At 66.6% G+C, this 14,707-nt stretch carries 13 protein-coding genes; 5 read left to right on the plus strand and 8 right to left on the minus strand.

Features of this window, described 5'->3' with window-relative positions; genetic code table 11:
* Nucleotides 1-54: 54 nt before the first annotated feature.
* From bioB to bioD, 5 genes are read left to right on the plus strand one after another with little or no spacing between them, the layout of a single operon-like run.
* Entirely contained in the window at nt 55-1,071 is a 1,017-nt protein-coding gene (gene bioB, locus BGK68_RS19840; RefSeq protein ID WP_075258498.1) for a biotin synthase BioB, read from the plus strand.
* On the plus strand, nt 1,071-2,246 hold the full coding sequence (locus BGK68_RS19845; protein WP_075258499.1) for a cytochrome P450: 1,176 nt from the start codon (nt 1,071-1,073) through the stop codon (nt 2,244-2,246). Before bioB ends, BGK68_RS19845 begins: the two co-directional genes overlap by 1 nt.
* Nucleotides 2,239-3,396 carry an 8-amino-7-oxononanoate synthase gene (gene bioF / locus BGK68_RS19850; protein WP_075258500.1) on the plus strand — a complete coding sequence of 386 codons (1,158 nt, stop codon included), beginning with the start codon at nt 2,239-2,241 and terminating at the stop codon, nt 3,394-3,396. The genes BGK68_RS19845 and bioF overlap by 8 nt, the downstream gene beginning before the upstream one ends.
* A complete protein-coding gene (gene bioA / locus BGK68_RS19855; RefSeq protein WP_075258501.1) occupies nt 3,393-4,730 on the plus strand; it encodes an adenosylmethionine--8-amino-7-oxononanoate transaminase in 1,338 nt (445 codons plus the stop codon). Before bioF ends, bioA begins: the two co-directional genes overlap by 4 nt.
* Nucleotides 4,727-5,467 carry a dethiobiotin synthase gene (gene bioD / locus BGK68_RS19860; RefSeq protein WP_407645710.1) on the plus strand — a complete coding sequence of 247 codons (741 nt, stop codon included), beginning with the start codon at nt 4,727-4,729 and terminating at the stop codon, nt 5,465-5,467. The genes bioA and bioD overlap by 4 nt, the downstream gene beginning before the upstream one ends.
* On the opposite strand, the gene BGK68_RS19865 is transcribed toward bioD, so the two are convergent.
* The 8 genes from BGK68_RS19865 to BGK68_RS19900 form a co-directional block, all read right to left on the minus strand.
* A complete protein-coding gene (locus BGK68_RS19865; protein WP_075258502.1) occupies nt 5,464-6,072 on the minus strand; it encodes a DUF6988 family protein in 609 nt (202 codons plus the stop codon). The two genes, bioD and BGK68_RS19865, sit on opposite strands and share 4 nt — an antisense overlap.
* 64 nt (nt 6,073-6,136) lie before the next feature.
* Nucleotides 6,137-7,795 (minus strand): histidine kinase famiy protein, encoded by a 1,659-nt coding sequence (locus BGK68_RS19870; protein WP_198937234.1) that lies wholly within the window; start codon nt 7,793-7,795, stop codon nt 6,137-6,139.
* A 147-nt stretch (nt 7,796-7,942) separates the two neighbouring features.
* Nucleotides 7,943-8,644: an ABC transporter ATP-binding protein gene (locus tag BGK68_RS19875; protein ID WP_075258503.1), complete on the minus strand. Its 702-nt coding sequence runs from the start codon at nt 8,642-8,644 to the stop codon at nt 7,943-7,945.
* Nucleotides 8,641-9,402 carry an ABC transporter ATP-binding protein gene (locus BGK68_RS19880; RefSeq protein ID WP_075258504.1) on the minus strand — a complete coding sequence of 254 codons (762 nt, stop codon included), beginning with the start codon at nt 9,400-9,402 and terminating at the stop codon, nt 8,641-8,643. Before BGK68_RS19880 ends, BGK68_RS19875 begins: the two co-directional genes overlap by 4 nt.
* Nucleotides 9,399-11,285 (minus strand): ABC transporter permease, encoded by a 1,887-nt coding sequence (locus tag BGK68_RS19885; protein WP_075258505.1) that lies wholly within the window; start codon nt 11,283-11,285, stop codon nt 9,399-9,401. Before BGK68_RS19885 ends, BGK68_RS19880 begins: the two co-directional genes overlap by 4 nt.
* A gap of 46 nt (nt 11,286-11,331) precedes the next feature.
* The gene (locus tag BGK68_RS19890; protein ID WP_233149469.1) at nt 11,332-12,486 is read right to left on the minus strand and encodes an ABC transporter substrate-binding protein; all 1,155 of its coding nucleotides are present in this window, start codon (nt 12,484-12,486) and stop codon (nt 11,332-11,334) included.
* A gap of 167 nt (nt 12,487-12,653) precedes the next feature.
* Nucleotides 12,654-13,190: a response regulator transcription factor gene (locus tag BGK68_RS19895; protein WP_013234436.1), complete on the minus strand. Its 537-nt coding sequence runs from the start codon at nt 13,188-13,190 to the stop codon at nt 12,654-12,656.
* A 130-nt stretch (nt 13,191-13,320) separates the two neighbouring features.
* Nucleotides 13,321-14,703, minus strand: a complete 1,383-nt coding sequence (locus BGK68_RS19900) for an ATP-binding protein (RefSeq protein WP_075258507.1) — start codon at nt 14,701-14,703, stop codon at nt 13,321-13,323.
* Nucleotides 14,704-14,707: the final 4 nt, after the last annotated feature.

Here is a 14,707-nt window from a genome sequence, read left to right on the forward strand (position 1 = left end):
GAATCCGCCGGAACGAAATTCTAAGCCTTTTCCCTCACGTTCTGGATTTTATCGATGAGCCACTGCCCTTCCGTCCCCGCCGGCCAGACCAGCGCGCCGCTGCACTTCCACCGCCCCGCCAGCACGGACGGCGCACGCCGTGACGCAGTGGCGGCGCTGTTCGAACTGCCCTTCCTCGATCTGCTGTACCAGGCCCAGACCGTGCATCGCCAGCACCACCCGGCCAACCAGGTGCAGCTCTCCAGCCTCTTGTCGATCAAGACCGGCGGCTGCGCCGAGGATTGCGGCTACTGCGCGCAATCGGCCCATCACAAGGAGGCCGGCGTGCCGGCCGGCAAGCTCATGGACGTCGAGGAGGTGGTGCAGGCCGCCCGCGCCGCCCGCGACCAGGGCGCCACCCGCTTCTGCATGGGCGCAGCCTGGCGCAATCCCAAGGAGCGTGACATGCCTGCGCTCACCGAGATGGTCAGCCAGGTGCGCGCATTGGGCCTGGAAACCTGCATGACCCTGGGCATGCTGGAACAGGCCCAGGCCGAGGCCTTGAAAGAAGCCGGCCTGGACTACTACAACCACAACCTCGATACCGCCCCGGACTTCTACGGCCAGGTCATCTCCACCCGCAGCTACCAGGACCGGCTCGACACGCTGGAGCGCGTGCAACTGGCGGGATTGAGCGTCTGCTGCGGCGGCATCATCGGCATGGGCGAGACCCGCGCCCAGCGCGCCGGCCTCATCGCGCAGCTGGCGGCGCTGCCGGTGCCGCCGCAATCGGTGCCGATCAACCATCTAGTGCCGATTGCCGGGACTCCCTTGCAAGACGTGCCGGCCCTGGATGAATTCGAATTCGTGCGCACCGTCGCGGTGGCCCGCATCGCCCTTCCCCACGCAGTGATCCGCCTGTCGGCCGGGCGCGAAAGCATGAGCGATGCGACCCAGGCGCTCTGCTTTGCCGCCGGCGCCAACTCCATCTTCCTGGGCAGCAAGCTGCTGACCACACCGAATACGCCGGTGTCCTCGGACCTGGACCTGTTGGCGCGCCTGGGCCTGCAGGCCGCCGCTGCCAGCGCCTGATGGCAGTGCAGTGGAGCACCGCGCACTGCGGCGGGGCCTGGGTCATCAGCGGGCATGAGCAAGTGGCGGAGGCGCTGCGCGATCCGCGCTTTTCGGTGCGGCGAGCGGCGCGCTGGATCAATAGCGGCCTTGGCGACAAGCAGGGGGACAGCGCTGCCGAGCGCCGTTTCAAGCGGCTGTTCTCGCGCTCGCTGCTGTTTCTGGATGGCCGCGCGCATCGTCGCCTGCGCGGCGTGCTCAATCCCGGCTTCAAGCCGGCCCAGTTGGCCCTGCAAGCCCCGGCCATCGAAGCCATCGCCCAGCAGTTGATCGACGACATCCTGCGCGACCCGCAGTCCCATCGCGGATTCGACTTCATCAGCCGCTTTGCCCGCCCCCTGCCGGCGCTGGCCATCGCCCGGCTGATGGGCCTGCCCGGCGCAGTGCCGCCGGCCTTCATCGATTGGGCTGCCGATCTGGCGGCCTTCATCGGCAGTCCCACGCCCGACGCCGCCCAGACCCTGGCAGCGCAACACGCGATGCAGGCCCTGTGCGACTTCTTCAGCACCACGCTGGAGCAGGAGCAGGGACAGACACTGCCGCCGCACAGCCTGCTGGCGCAGTTGCTGCAGGCCCGCCAGCAAGCGCAAATCAACCAGGTCGAACTGCTGGCCCAATGCAGCACCCTGCTCTTCGCCGGCTACGAGACCACCCGCAACCTGCTGGGCAATGGCCTGCTGGCGCTGTTACGCCATCCGGAGCAATGGCGGCTGCTCCAGTCCGAGCCGCACTGGCTGCGCAGCGCCATCCGCGAGATGCTGCGCCATGACAGCCCGGTGCAATACACCGGCCGCCGCCTGCTGGCGCCGGTGCAGCTGGACGGCCAGACCCTGGCGCGCGGTGACCTGGCCATCCTGCACATCGGGCTGGCCAATCACGATGCCAAGCGCTATCGCCAGCCGCAGGACTTCGACATCCGCCGCGATCAGGGCATGCACTTGTCCTTTGGCCAGGGACCGCATGTCTGCCTGGGCGCGGCATTGACGCAGATGGAAGCCGAGATCGCCTTCACCGCGCTCATGCGCCGCCTGCCCACCCTGGCGCTGGACACGGCGGCGCCGGTCTGGCAGGACAATCCCGCCTACCGGGCGCTGGCCCGCCTGCCGGTGGTATTCACAAGGAATCACCATGCATGACTTTCACGAACAACTCGATGAACTGACGCGCCAGAGCCTGCTGCGCACCCGGCGCACCGTCAGCAGTGCGCAAGGCCCGCTATTGACGGTAGAGGCGCGTCCCTACCTGTCCTTTTGCAGCAATGATTACCTGGGGCTGGCCAATCACCCGGCCATCACCGCAGCCGCCGTGACCGCGCTGGGCCAATACGGCATGGGCGCGGCAGCCTCGGCCCTGATCAGCGGCCACAGCGCAGCGCACGAGACGCTGGAACGCGCGCTGGCCGACTTTACGGGCCTGCCGGCAGCGCTGGGTTTTGGCAGTGGCTACATGGCCAATATGGGCGTCATCGGCGCACTGGTCGGCGCCGGCGACACCGTCGTGGTGGATCGCCTCAGCCACGCTTCGCTGATCGATGGCGCGCGTTTGTCCGGGGCCAGCCTGAAGGTATTTCCCCACAACGACACCCAGCGCCTGGACCAGGTGCTGGCCCGCTGCGGCAGTGGCCGCAAGCTGGTGGTGACCGACGCTGTCTTCAGCATGGATGGCGATCAGGCGCCGCTGGCCGAGCTGGCCGAGGTCTGCGCGCGCCACGGCGCCTGGCTGCTGGTCGATGACGCCCACGGCTTTGGCGTGCTGGGACCGCAGGGGCGCGGCAGCCTGGCCCATGCCGGCGTGCGCGCCCCGCATGTGCTGTGCATGGGGACGCTGGGCAAGGCGGCCGGTGTGGCAGGTGCTTTCGTGGCGGGCGACCGGGACCTGCTTGCATGGATCATGCAGCGCGCCCGTACCTACATGTTCACCACCGCTCATCCCCCGGCGCTGGCGGCGGCGGCTACCGCCAGCCTGGCCGTGATCGCCGCCGATGAATGGCGTCGCACCCACCTGCGCGCCCTAGTGGCCCAGCTGCGCAAGGGACTGGCCGGGCTGTCGTGGCAATTGCTGCCTTCGCAGACGCCCATCCAGCCCCTCATCATCGGCGACAATGCCCGCGCCCGCGCCTTGATGCAGCAACTGCGCGAGCAAGGGATCTGGGTGCCGGCGATCTGTCCGCCCACCGTGCCGAGGATGACGGCGCGACTGCGCATCAGCCTGTCGGCGCTGCATACCGAGGAACAGGTGGCGCAGTTGATCGAGGCGCTGGTGCAGGCCGAACAGGTGATGGCATGAGCGCCCCCTGGTCCTCCCTGGTGGCGCGCAGCCTGCGCAGCGTCTGGCATCCCTGCACCCAGATGCGCCGTCATGAAAGCGTGCCGCCCATTGCCATCACGCGCGCCCATGGCCTCTGGCTGCATGACAGCGAAGGCCGGCGCTATCTGGACGCCATCAGTTCCTGGTGGGTCAACCTGTTCGGCCACACCAATGCGCGCATCAATGCCGCCCTGGTCGAACAGCTGGGCCAGCTGGAACACGCCATGCTGGCCGGCTTCACCCATGAGCCGGTGGTGGCGCTGTCCGAGCAGTTGGCGGCGCTGACCGGGCAGGCGCTGGGACATTGCTTCTACGCCTCCGATGGCGCCTCGGCGGTGGAGATCGCGCTGAAGATGAGCGTGCATGCATGGCGCAATGGCGGTCAGCCAGACAAGAACGAATTCATCTGCATCGCCGGCGGCTACCACGGCGAGACCGTGGGCGCGCTGGGCGTCACCGATACGCCCCTGTTCCGCTCAGCCTATGAAAGCCTGCTGCGCCCGGCCCATGTGGCGGCCTCCCCCGATGCGCGCCAGGCTGCCCCCGGCGAGAGCGCCCAGGAAGTGGCCGCGCGGGCGCTGGACGATGTGGAACGTATCCTGCAGCAGCGCCAGGGACGCATCGCCGCCCTCATCGTGGAACCGCTGGTGCAGTGTGCCGCTGGCATGGCCATGCATGATCCGGCTTACATACGCGGCCTGCGCCACCTGTGCGACCGCTACGGCGCCCACCTGATCGCTGACGAGATCGCCGTCGGCTGCGGCCGCACCGGCAGCTTCTTTGCCTGCGAACAGGCGGGCGTCTGGCCCGACCTGCTGTGCCTGTCCAAGGGCATCAGCGGCGGCTACCTGCCCTTGTCGCTGGTCATGAGCAGCGAGGCCATCTACCAGGCCTTCTATGACGACGATGTGCGGCGCGGTTTCCTGCATTCGCACTCCTACACGGGCAATCCGCTGGCCTGCCGCGCCGCCCTGGCCACGCTGGCCATCTTTGCCGAAGACGCTGTGCTGGAACGCAATCGCGCCTTCGCCCCGGTGCTGGCGGCGGCCTTGCAGCCGCTGGCGCAGGACGAGCGGGTGCGCCATGTGCGCCAGCGCGGCATGATCTGGGCCTGCGACGCCGTGCTGGAGGGCTCGGCCGCTGCGGCCTTCTCGCGCCGGATGGCCGCCGAAGCGGCGCAGCGCGAAGTGCTGGTGCGCCCCATCGGGACCAGCCTCTACCTGATGCCGCCCTATCTGCTCGATGAAGAACAGGCGCACTGGCTGGGACGCCAGTTGCACGCCGCCTTCGCCGCCACGATGGAGGCCCTGTGAACACGGCGGCGTATACGACGTATCGTGCCTATCGTGCATATCGCGCCAGGCACGAGGGCATCTTCGTCACCGGCACCGACACCGGCGTGGGCAAGACCCTGGTGGCTTCGGCGCTGGTGCATCTGCATGTGGCGCATGGTCTGCGTTGCGTGGGCATGAAGCCGGTGGCCTCCGGCGCCTTCCATGACGGCCAGCGCTGGTGCAACGAGGATGTGCTGGCGCTGCAGGCGCAGACCAATGTGCAGGTCCCGCCGCAGTGGGTCAATCCCTACCTGCTGCGGCGGGCGACGGCCCCGCATATCGCTGCGTCCGAGGAAGGCGTGACCATCGAACTGGAACACCTGGCGGCCTGCCATGCGCACCTCCGCGCGGTCAGCGACTGCGTGATCGTCGAGGGTGCGGGCGGCTTCATGGTGCCACTGGATGCCAGGCACAATACCGACGACCTGGTGGCCAGGCTGGGCTTGCCGGTGGTGCTGGTGGTGGGGATGCGGCTGGGCTGCATCAACCATGCCCTGCTGACGCAACAGGCGATCGCCGCGCGGGGCTTGGTGCTGCTGGGCTGGGTGGCCAACGAGATCGATCCGGCAGAGGCTTGTATGGAGGCCATGGTGCAGAGCCTGCAGACAAGATTGCAGGCGCCCTTGCTTGGCCGCTTGCCCTGGCAGCCCGGGATGAGCGCGCAACAGGCGGCGGCCCGCCTGTTGCCCACTGCACTGATCGACAAGACGGGCTAGCCCGCCGCGTCCAGCCGGCGCAATGCGCCGGGCTCTTCATGCGTGCTGGTGATGTGCTTGTTGTAGACGGTGCGATAGCTGGCCAGTCCCAGTTCGGCCATGGAGTTGGATAACGCGACCAGTTGGCCGACCGTCTCTTCCGAATAGAGGGCATCGACCTCATTAATGTCGAGCCAATGCCGGATGCGCGGCTCGCCGGCGAAGACAAAATCGCTCAACTGCGCCGAGTGGCCGCGCAGGATCGCCGCTTCAGCCGTGGGACTGTTGGCCAGGAGGCCATCGACCTGGGCCACCAGCTGGTGCAGGCTCTTGCCGCTGCCGTGCGCCATGAAGCGTTGCACCTCCTCGGTGCTGGCGCAATACCACAGCCAGAGGGCGTTGAAGACGGTAGCGATCTGCTCGCGCACCAGGGCAAAGGCCGAGGCGTTGACGGGCATCTCCTGACGCAGCAGGATGCCGATGGCGCAGTGATGCTGCTGGGCCACGGTGAGGCAGCCGATGACGGCGCAGGCGCGCTGATCGTCGGGCAGCGGCTGGCCGTTGAATTCGGCGCAGATGCGATAGGCCAGGGAGTGCGCCCTGGCCAGCAGGTGTTCCAGTTCCATGGTGCGGCTCCCCTTGGAGGGTAATGGGGGGTGGGGTCCGACAGACGGCTTGTTGTTGGAATTTTCAGCTCACGCCAGTGGCGCCGTCGAGGACAATGCGGATCTTGCGGGCCAGCTCGTCATGGCGATAAGGCTTGTCGAGGACGGGAAACTCACCATCCGCGCCGTGCCGCTCCAATGACTCGCTAGCGTAACCGGTAGTCAATAATACCTTGATCGTGGGCAACATGCGCTTGGCTTCTCGCGCCAGCACCACACCGTTCATGCTGCCCGGCATGATCAGATCGGTAAACAGCAGGTCCACCGGACGGCCGGCGCGGATCAGTTGCAGCGCTTCGGCCGGCGAGTTGACCATGCTCACGCGATAGCCCAGGCTTTCCAGCATCGTCTGCGCCAGCTCGGCCACTTCCAGGCGGTCATCCACGACCAGGATATGTTCCTGTCCGCCCTGGCTCTGGGTGCGGTTGTCGTAGTCGAAGCCGCCGCCGACCTGGTCCTGCGTGGCCGGGAAATAGATGGTCACCGTGGTGCCGCCCTCGGCCCCGGAGGTGATGCGCACCGAGCCGCCCGACTGCTTCACGAAACCATACACCATCGACAGGCCCAGGCCGGTGCCCTTGCCCTCGTCCTTGGTGGTAAAGAACGGGTCCATCACGCGCGGCAGGATGTCAGGCGCGATGCCGGGGCCATCGTCGCTGATGGCGATGGACACATACAGGCCTTCCTTGAGGCCCAGCTGCACCGCCCGGTCCGGATCGGCCAGATCTTCATTGGCGGTACGGATGCGCACGCGGCCACGGCCATTCATGGCGTCGCGGGCATTGATGAGCACGTTCAAGAGCGCCACCTCCATCTGGGTCGGATCAAGACGGCAGTTCCAGAGTCCCCGGGCCAGTTCGGTGTGTACCGTGATGTCGCCACCCAGGGTGCGCGTGACCAGGTCCGTGAAGCCCTCGGTGAGCGAGTTGAGGTTGATGGTGCGGCCTTCCAGGCGCTGCTTGCGGGCGAAGGCCAGCAACTGCTGGGTCAGCATGGCGGCCTTGCCGGAGGCCTTGCGGATGCTGTCGGCGCTGCGCGCCACCCGGGTCAGGTCGGGCTTGTCGCTGCGCAGGGCGAGGTTGATCATGTCCAGATAGCCGGTGATGACTTGCAGCAGGTTGTTGAAGTCGTGGGCAATGCCGCCGGTCAACTGGCCCAGCGCCTCCATCTTGCGCGCCTGCCCCAGCGCCTGCTCGGCGTCGCGGCGGCGGCTGATGTCGAGCTGGGAGCTGAAGAAATACTTCAGGTTGCCCTGCTGGTCATAGACCGGCGAGATGAACAGCGCATTCCAGAAGGTCGAACCGTTCTTGCGATAGTTCAACAGTTCTGTTGCGATCTCGCGCCGCTCCGCCACCGCCCGCCGTACCTCGGCCACGACCGAACGATCGGTCTCCGGACCTTGCAGGAAGCGGCAATTCTTGCCCACCACTTCCGCGCGGCTGTAGCCGGTCATGTTGATGAAGGCATTGTTGACGAAGACGATGGGGTTGTCCGGACGATTGGGGTCGGACACGATCATCGGCATGCGTGTCATCTCGACGGCCGCAAAGAAGATGTCGTTGATGTCGTTACCGACGGCGACCTTGGCCAAGTCATTGCGCACGCCGGCGTCGGTGTAATTGTCACTGGCTTCCTGCGCCGTCATGTGGGACTGGCTGGCGGAACTGCTGGATGAGCTGGGCATGGTGGTCTTCTCCGTATGGCTGAGCTCGCATGCCGTAGGGCAAGGTGGAGCGAGCGTTATAGCCAGTTGGACAGGATCATGCTCAGCGGTTCCCGCGTAAATGCAACAGCTGGGCGAGCGCTTTGTTACATCTTTGCGCAAGCCTTGTCAGAGGCCGGATTGCTGCTGATGAGCTTGGAGGCTCGCGGGCGTGCCCTCGGCCACGATACGGCCTTGATCGAGCAGATAGGCGCGGTCGCAGACCAGGCTGGCGAAGTGCAGATTCTGTTCGCACAGCAGGATGGCGATGCCGCTGCGCTTGAGCTCTTGAATCATCACCGCCATCTGCTCGACGATCACCGGCGCCACGCCCTCGGAAGGCTCATCCAGCAACAGCAGGCGCGGATTGCCCATGAGCGTGCGGGCAATGGTGAGCATCTGCTGCTCGCCTCCGCTCATGCGCCCGCCGGGGCGCTGCGGCATCGCGCCGAGGTTGGGAAAGAGCTCGAACAAGGCCTGCGGCGTCCAGTGCGGCGCACCGCGACGCGGCGGCTGGCGGCCGGTCTCGAGGTTTTCCAGCACGCTCAGTTCGGTGAAGATGCGGCGGTCTTCCGGCACATAGCCCAGTCCCAGCCGTGCGCGCTGATGCGGTGCGAGCTTGCCGATGTCGCGTCCTTCCAGACGGACCTGTCCTTGGCGGCGCTCCAGCAGGCCCATCAAGGCCTTCAGCGTGGTGGACTTGCCTGCGCCATTGCGCCCCATGAGCGCCACCACTTCGCCTGCGCGGATCTCCAGGTTCAGGCCGAAGAGTATGTGGGCGTCGGCATACCACGCATGCAGGCCTTGCACCTGCAACAGGCACTGACTCATGCCGCCCCTCCGAAACTGGCGCCAGTGCCGAAATAGAGTTCGCGCACCCGGGCATCGGCGCGCACGGCGGCAGGCGCGCCATCGGCCACCAGTTGGCCGCGCGCCAGCACCAGGATGCGGTCGGCATGGGCGAACACCACATCCATGCTGTGTTCGGTAAACAGCACGGCAATCCCGCGCTCGTTGACCAGCCTGCGCGTGAGCGCCATGAGCGCTTGCCTTTCCTGCGCGGCCATGCCGGCAGTGGGTTCATCCATGAGCAACAGACGCGGTGCATTGGACAGCGCCATGGCCAGTTCGACCCGCTTGATGTCGCCGTAGGCCAGCACGGCGCAAGCGCGCTGGGCCTGGGCGGCCATGCCGACCTGGTCGAGCAGGTCCATGGCTTCCTGGCGGAACTGGGAGTCAGCCGGACGCCAGAGCTGCCACAGCCGGCGATGATGCGAGAGCAAGGCGGCCTGCACGCTTTGCAGCACCGTCATGGAACTGAAGGCGGCCGATACCTGGAAGGTGCGGCCCACGCCGCGACGCCAGATGCGACGCGCATCCAGCCCGGTGATGGACTGCCCGTCCAGCAGCACCTCGCCGCGATCCGGACGTAGCTGGCCGTTGATCAGGTTGAAGCAGGTTGACTTGCCCGCACCATTGGGACCGATCAACGCCAGCATCTGACCGGCCGGCAGCGCGAAGGAAAGATCCTCGAGCGCGGCCACGCCGCCGAAGGATTTGGACAACTGCTGTACCTGCAGGAGGCTCATGCGCCCTCCCCTGGCCGGGCGGCCCTGCGCCAGGCACCGGCCAGGCCGCCCGGCAGGAGCAGCACCAACAACAGGATCACACCGCCCAGCAAGGCGCGCCAATAGTCGGTCTCGCGCGCCACCAGATCTTGCAGCCAGGTGAACACGGAGGCGCCCAGCAGCGGTCCCACCAGGCTTTGCACGCCACCCAGCAGGACCATCACCAGGCCATCCACCGAGCGGTTCACGCCGGCGACTTCGGGCGAGATGCTGCCCTTGGAAAAAGCGAACAGCACCCCGGCCAGCCCGCAGAAGAGGCCTGCCAATGCAAAGCCGCCCCATTGCAAGGCGCGCACATCCATGCCCAGCGCCTGTGCACGCCCCGAGGCATCGCGTGCGGCGCGCAAGGCCAGTCCGAACGGCGCATGGATCACCCGCCGCAGCAGGTAGACGCCCAGCGCGCTGCACAGCAGCGCCAGGTAGTAGTAGGCCAGCGGCGAGGCCAGCGCGGCGGCCGTACGCAATCCGACCAGCCCATTGCTGCCGCCTGTGAGGTCATCCCATTGATAGAGGGCGGCCCAGACGATCTGCGCAAAGGCCAGCGTCAGCATGGCCAGGTAGACGCCGGACAGACGCACGCAGAACCAGCCGAACAGCAGCGCCGCCAGCATGGCCGTACCGGCCCCGGCCAGCATGGCCAGCGGCATCGGCCATTGCAGGCGCAGCGTGACCAGGGCGGCGGCGTACGCGCCCAGGCCGAAGTAGGCAGCATGACCGAAGGACACCATGCCGCCCGGCCCCATCAGGAAATGCAGGCTGGCGGCAAACAGCACGGCCACCAGGATTTCCACCATCAGGACCGGCAGATAAGGGAAACGCCCGGCCAGCAGGGGCAAGGCCAGCAGCCCTGCCAGCAGCACCATGGCGGCCCAGCGCTCACGCCGGCTGGCTGAGCGCAGCGGCGCTTCATGGTGGCTGGCGGCGCGCACCAGCGCCAGCGGCTTGCCCAGCAGCCCCCAGGGCCGCACGACCAGGATCACCGCCATCACCAGGAATTCGGCCACCAGCGTCAACCGCGACAGCGAGAGTTCGATACCGAAGCACGAGACCGTGCCCAAGGCAATGCACAACGCCTTGACCTCGGCGATCAGCACGGCCGCTGCGAAAGCGCCGCCGATGGAACCCATGCCGCCGACCACCACCACCACGAAGGCCGTTCCGATGGTATCGAGATCGAGCGCCAGGTTGGCCGGCAGACGCGGTCCCTGCAGTGCACCGCCCAGGCCCGCCAGAAAGCAGCCCAGCGCAAACACGCCGGTGAAGAGCCAGGCCTGGTTCACGCCCAGTGCGCCCAGCATCTCGCGGTCCTGGGTGGCGGCGCGGATGAGTGTGCCCCAGCGGGTGCGGTTGAGCAGCAGCCACAGCAGCGCAAACACCAGCGGACCGATGGCCATGAGCAGCAGGTCATACTGTGGCAGACGCCGCCCCAGCACCTGTACCGCACCAGAGAGGCCTGGTGCGCGCGGCCCGAACAGGTCTTCCGGCCCCCAATACCAGAGCGCCGCATCCTTGATCACCAGCACCAGCGCAAAGGTGGCCAGCAGCTGGAACAGTTCGGGCGCGCGATAGATGCGGCGCAGTATGGCCAGCTCGACCAGCGCCCCCAGCGCGGCCACCAACAAGGCCGCCAGCAGCAGCGCCATCCAGAAACCCAAGGGCGTTGCGCCCAGCCGGTCCACCAGGCTGTAGGCCAGGTACAGGCCCAGCATGTAGAAGGAACCGTGGGCGAAGTTGACGATGCGCGTGACGCCGAAGATCAGCGACAGGCCGGCCGCGACCATGAACATGGCAGAGGCGTCGGCCAGGCCATTGAGCAGCTGGACGGCGAGGCTGGCAAGCGTCATGAACTCAGTCCAGCAGGCGGCGGGCGTGGCGCATCACGGGCGCACCTCAGTCCGGCGCACGCAGCTTCTTCACCTCGGCATCGGGCAACTGCAGCGCCGCGCCATCGACATAGGTGAAGCTGGTCATGACGCCACGGCCATCCTTGAGGCCGGTGCGGCCCACGAATGCGCCCAGGGTGGATTGATGGTCCTGCGGGCGGTAGACAATGGCGGCCACCGGCGTTTCCACCTTCAGGCCGGAGAAGGCGGCGGCCAGACGGTCGGCGTCGGTGCTGCCGGCCTTGCGGATGCCGGCGGCAATGGACATCAGCGCGCTATAGCCCACCAGGGAACCATTGCGCGGATAGTCATTGAATTTCTTGCGATAGGCCTCGACGAACTTCTTGTGCTCGGGCGTGTTGATCGCATACCAGGGATAGCCGGTGACGATCCAGTTCTGCGGCGCTTCGCCCTTGAGGGGATCGAGATACTCGGGCTCGCCCGTCAGCAACGAGACCACGTCCACCTGCTCGAACAGCCCGCGGGTATTGCCTTCGCGCACGAACTTGCCGAGGTCGGCAGCGAAGAGCGCATTGAAGATGGCGTCCGGCTTGGCGTCGGCCAGCGCCTGGGTGACCGCGCCAGCATCGATCTTGCCCAGCGGCGGCGCCTGTTCGGCGACGAACTCCACGTCCGGCTGGGCCTGCTTCATCAGGGTCTTGAAGCTGGCGACGGCGGACTGGCCGTATTCATAGTTGGGATAGACGATGGCCCAGCGCTTCTTCTTCAGCTTGACCGCTTCCTTGACCACCGAGGCGACCAGCATGGAGGTCGAGGGGCGCAGGCGGTAGGTGTACTTGTTGCCGTTCTGCCAGACGATCTTGTCGGTCAGCGGTTCGGCGGCGAGGAAGAAGACCTTGTGCTGCTTGGCGTAATCGGTCAGCGCCAGGCCGGTATTGGAGAGAAAACCGCCAAACAGCAAGGCGACGCGCTCGCGCGCCATCAATTCCTCGGCCACGCGCACCGAATCGCCGGGGTTGCCGTTGTCGTCGCGGGCGATGACTTCCAGCTTCTTGCCCAGCACGCCGCCGCCGGCATTGATTTCGTCGAGGGCCATTTCCCAGCCCCGGCGGTACGGCTCCAGGAAGGCCGGCTGGGCCTTGTAGCTGTTGATCTCGCCGATCCTGATGGTGTCCTGGGCGCGCGCAGCGGCGCTGCCCATGGCTAGCAGAGCGGCGGCCGAAACCCATAGCAGGCCGCGCTGGAAGTTGAACTGGTTCACGTCATTCCCTTCTGGTGAGATGGCCCGGACAGCGCAGCCCGAGGACGGGCGTAATGATAACCGCTGGGGCACTGGCCTGTCCGGCCCGCATTCGGGTCTGCGTCGGCTTACTTGACGCGCTGCTTTTCCAGCTTGCGCGCCAGGGTGCGTCTATGCATGCCCAGCCGCCGTGCGGTCTCGGAGATGTTGAAGTCGGTGTCCACCAGTACCTCGTGGATGCGCTCCCATTCCAGGGTCTTGATGGAGGTGGCGCGCGCCGGCAACTCGACCTCGGAGACCCCGGCCACGTGGCCGAAGGCGGCTTCGATGTCGTCGGTATTGGAGGGTTTGGCCAGGTATTGGCAAGCGCCCAGCTTGATGGCCTCGACCGCCGTGGTGATGCTGGCAAAGCCGGTCAGCACGACGATGAGCATGTCTTCGTCATGGGCGTGCAGCATCTGCACGCAGGCCAGACCGGAGGCGTTGCCGCCCAGCTTGAGGTCGACCACGGCATAACCTGGACGGTGTTGCTGGAGGTGCTGGGCCGCCTCTTCCTGGCTGGCGGCAAGCAGGACGGTGTAGCCCCGGCGTTCGAACGAGCGCCCCAAGGTGCGTGCGAAGGCGGCGTCATCCTCGATGATCAGAAGCAGGCGATCAGCCGGCATGTTGCATTCCCTATTTCTTCTACTTTCCCAAGGCGCTATTGTAAGGCGAGACGGCCCCGGGCATTGCCGCCATCAGAAGAAAAAGGAAATGATTCGCGTCAAAGGCGTGTCAGGCCTGGCTTGCGGCACATCAAGCCCCGGTCGGAAAATCCGGCGTCACGCTGCCGGCGACGGTGGGCGCGTCGGCTTCCAGGCTGATGGCCGACAGCGGCAGCTCCAGCGTCACGCGTGCGCCCGCACCGGGCAGGTTGCTGGCCCAGACCCGTCCGCCCAGCTTGCGCGCGACGTTGACCACGAAGAACAGGCCCAGGCCGCGCCCCGGCTTGCCCTTGGTGGACTGGTAGGGCTTGCCGATCTGGTTGATCATCCATTCGGGGAAGCCCGGCCCCTGGTCGGATACCTCCATGAGCAGCAAGCCCCCTTCCCGCCGTACTTCCAGCGACAGCCAGTGCGGCGAGACCTCGAAGGCATTGTCCAGCACATTGCCCAGCATCTGCTTGATGGCCGAGTCGAAGGCCACCGGCAGGTCTTGCCCGATCAGGTTCTGGTAATCGAACACCGCTACCGGACGGCTCTTGCGCCAGTCCTCGGCGACGCTGTCGAGGAAGGTGTTGAGGGTGGTCTTGATGGAAGACTCGCCACGTGCCTGCCCGGCTGACAGCAGCACGCCGCTGACGATGGATTTGCAGCGCTGCAGTTGCGCTTCCATTTCGGCGATGTCGTCCAGCATGTCCTGGCGCTGGCTGATCTCGGGCATGCGCTTCCAGTCGCCCAGAATCACCGACACCGTGGCCAGAGGCGTGCCCAGCTCGTGAGCGGCGCCCGAGGCGAGCAAGCCCATGCGCACGATGTGATCTTCTTCGGCGGCGCGCTGGCGCAGGTCGGCCAGCAAGGCGTCGCCGGCGCGCAGGTTGCTGCTGATGCGGGTGATGAAGAACACCATCAGCCCGGCATTGAGCAGGAAGCAGATCAGCGTGCCTTCCACGTACAGGCTCAGCAGCCCCGCATTGTGGTCAGGCGGCAGCGCCAGCGGCTCGGAGAACAGCGCCAGCCCGGCCAGGCAGAGCATGGTCACGCCCACGATGGCCCAGCTCGACCAGGGCTTGAGCAGCACGGCCGAGAGGATGATCTGCATCAGGTACAGGAAGGCGAAGGGATTGGTGATGCCGCCGCTGAGATAGAGCTGCAAGGTCAGCACCGCCACATCCACCAGCAAGGCCAGGAACAGCTCGGCATTGGTGGCGATGCGCCGCTCGTGCCAGCGCAGGTGGCTGGCGATGTTGAAGGCCACCAGGCAGGACAGCACTTCCAGCATGTGCGGCAGCGGCAGGTGCAGGTCGAACACCAGCACCACGAAGGCGATGGTGGACACCTGGCCCAGCACCGCCAGCCAGCGCAGCTGGATCAGCAGCAGCATGTTCTGGTGGCCGGCCGGGTTCTGCTCGCCCTGGCGCAGGCGCTGCCAGCGTTCCCTCAGCGTCCTGCGCTTGGCCACGGTATCGGCTGCGGTCATGCCG

This window comes from Herbaspirillum camelliae (assembly GCF_001929405.1).
Lineage (GTDB): Bacteria > Pseudomonadota > Gammaproteobacteria > Burkholderiales > Burkholderiaceae_D > Herbaspirillum > Herbaspirillum seropedicae.

Bases quoted from the DNA above. Each gene is read 5' to 3' on its own strand.
- bioA (WP_075258501.1), top strand. From the start codon at position 3,393: ATGAGCGCCCCCTGGTCCTCCCTGGTGGCGCGCAGCCTGCGCAGCGTC.
- BGK68_RS19890 (WP_233149469.1), bottom strand. From the start codon at position 12,486: ATGGGCAGCGCCGCTGCGCGCGCCCAGGACACCATCAGGATCGGCGAG.
- BGK68_RS19865 (WP_075258502.1), bottom strand. From the start codon at position 6,072: ATGGAACTGGAACACCTGCTGGCCAGGGCGCACTCCCTGGCCTATCGC.
- BGK68_RS19880 (WP_075258504.1), bottom strand. From the start codon at position 9,402: ATGAGCCTCCTGCAGGTACAGCAGTTGTCCAAATCCTTCGGCGGCGTG.
- bioB (WP_075258498.1), top strand. From the start codon at position 55: ATGAGCCACTGCCCTTCCGTCCCCGCCGGCCAGACCAGCGCGCCGCTG.
- BGK68_RS19900 (WP_075258507.1), bottom strand. From the start codon at position 14,703: ATGACCGCAGCCGATACCGTGGCCAAGCGCAGGACGCTGAGGGAACGC.
- BGK68_RS19870 (WP_198937234.1), bottom strand. From the start codon at position 7,795: ATGCCCAGCTCATCCAGCAGTTCCGCCAGCCAGTCCCACATGACGGCG.
- BGK68_RS19885 (WP_075258505.1), bottom strand. From the start codon at position 11,285: ATGACGCTTGCCAGCCTCGCCGTCCAGCTGCTCAATGGCCTGGCCGAC.
- BGK68_RS19895 (WP_013234436.1), bottom strand. From the start codon at position 13,190: ATGCCGGCTGATCGCCTGCTTCTGATCATCGAGGATGACGCCGCCTTC.
- BGK68_RS19875 (WP_075258503.1), bottom strand. From the start codon at position 8,644: ATGAGTCAGTGCCTGTTGCAGGTGCAAGGCCTGCATGCGTGGTATGCC.
- bioF (WP_075258500.1), top strand. From the start codon at position 2,239: ATGCATGACTTTCACGAACAACTCGATGAACTGACGCGCCAGAGCCTG.
- BGK68_RS19845 (WP_075258499.1), top strand. From the start codon at position 1,071: ATGGCAGTGCAGTGGAGCACCGCGCACTGCGGCGGGGCCTGGGTCATC.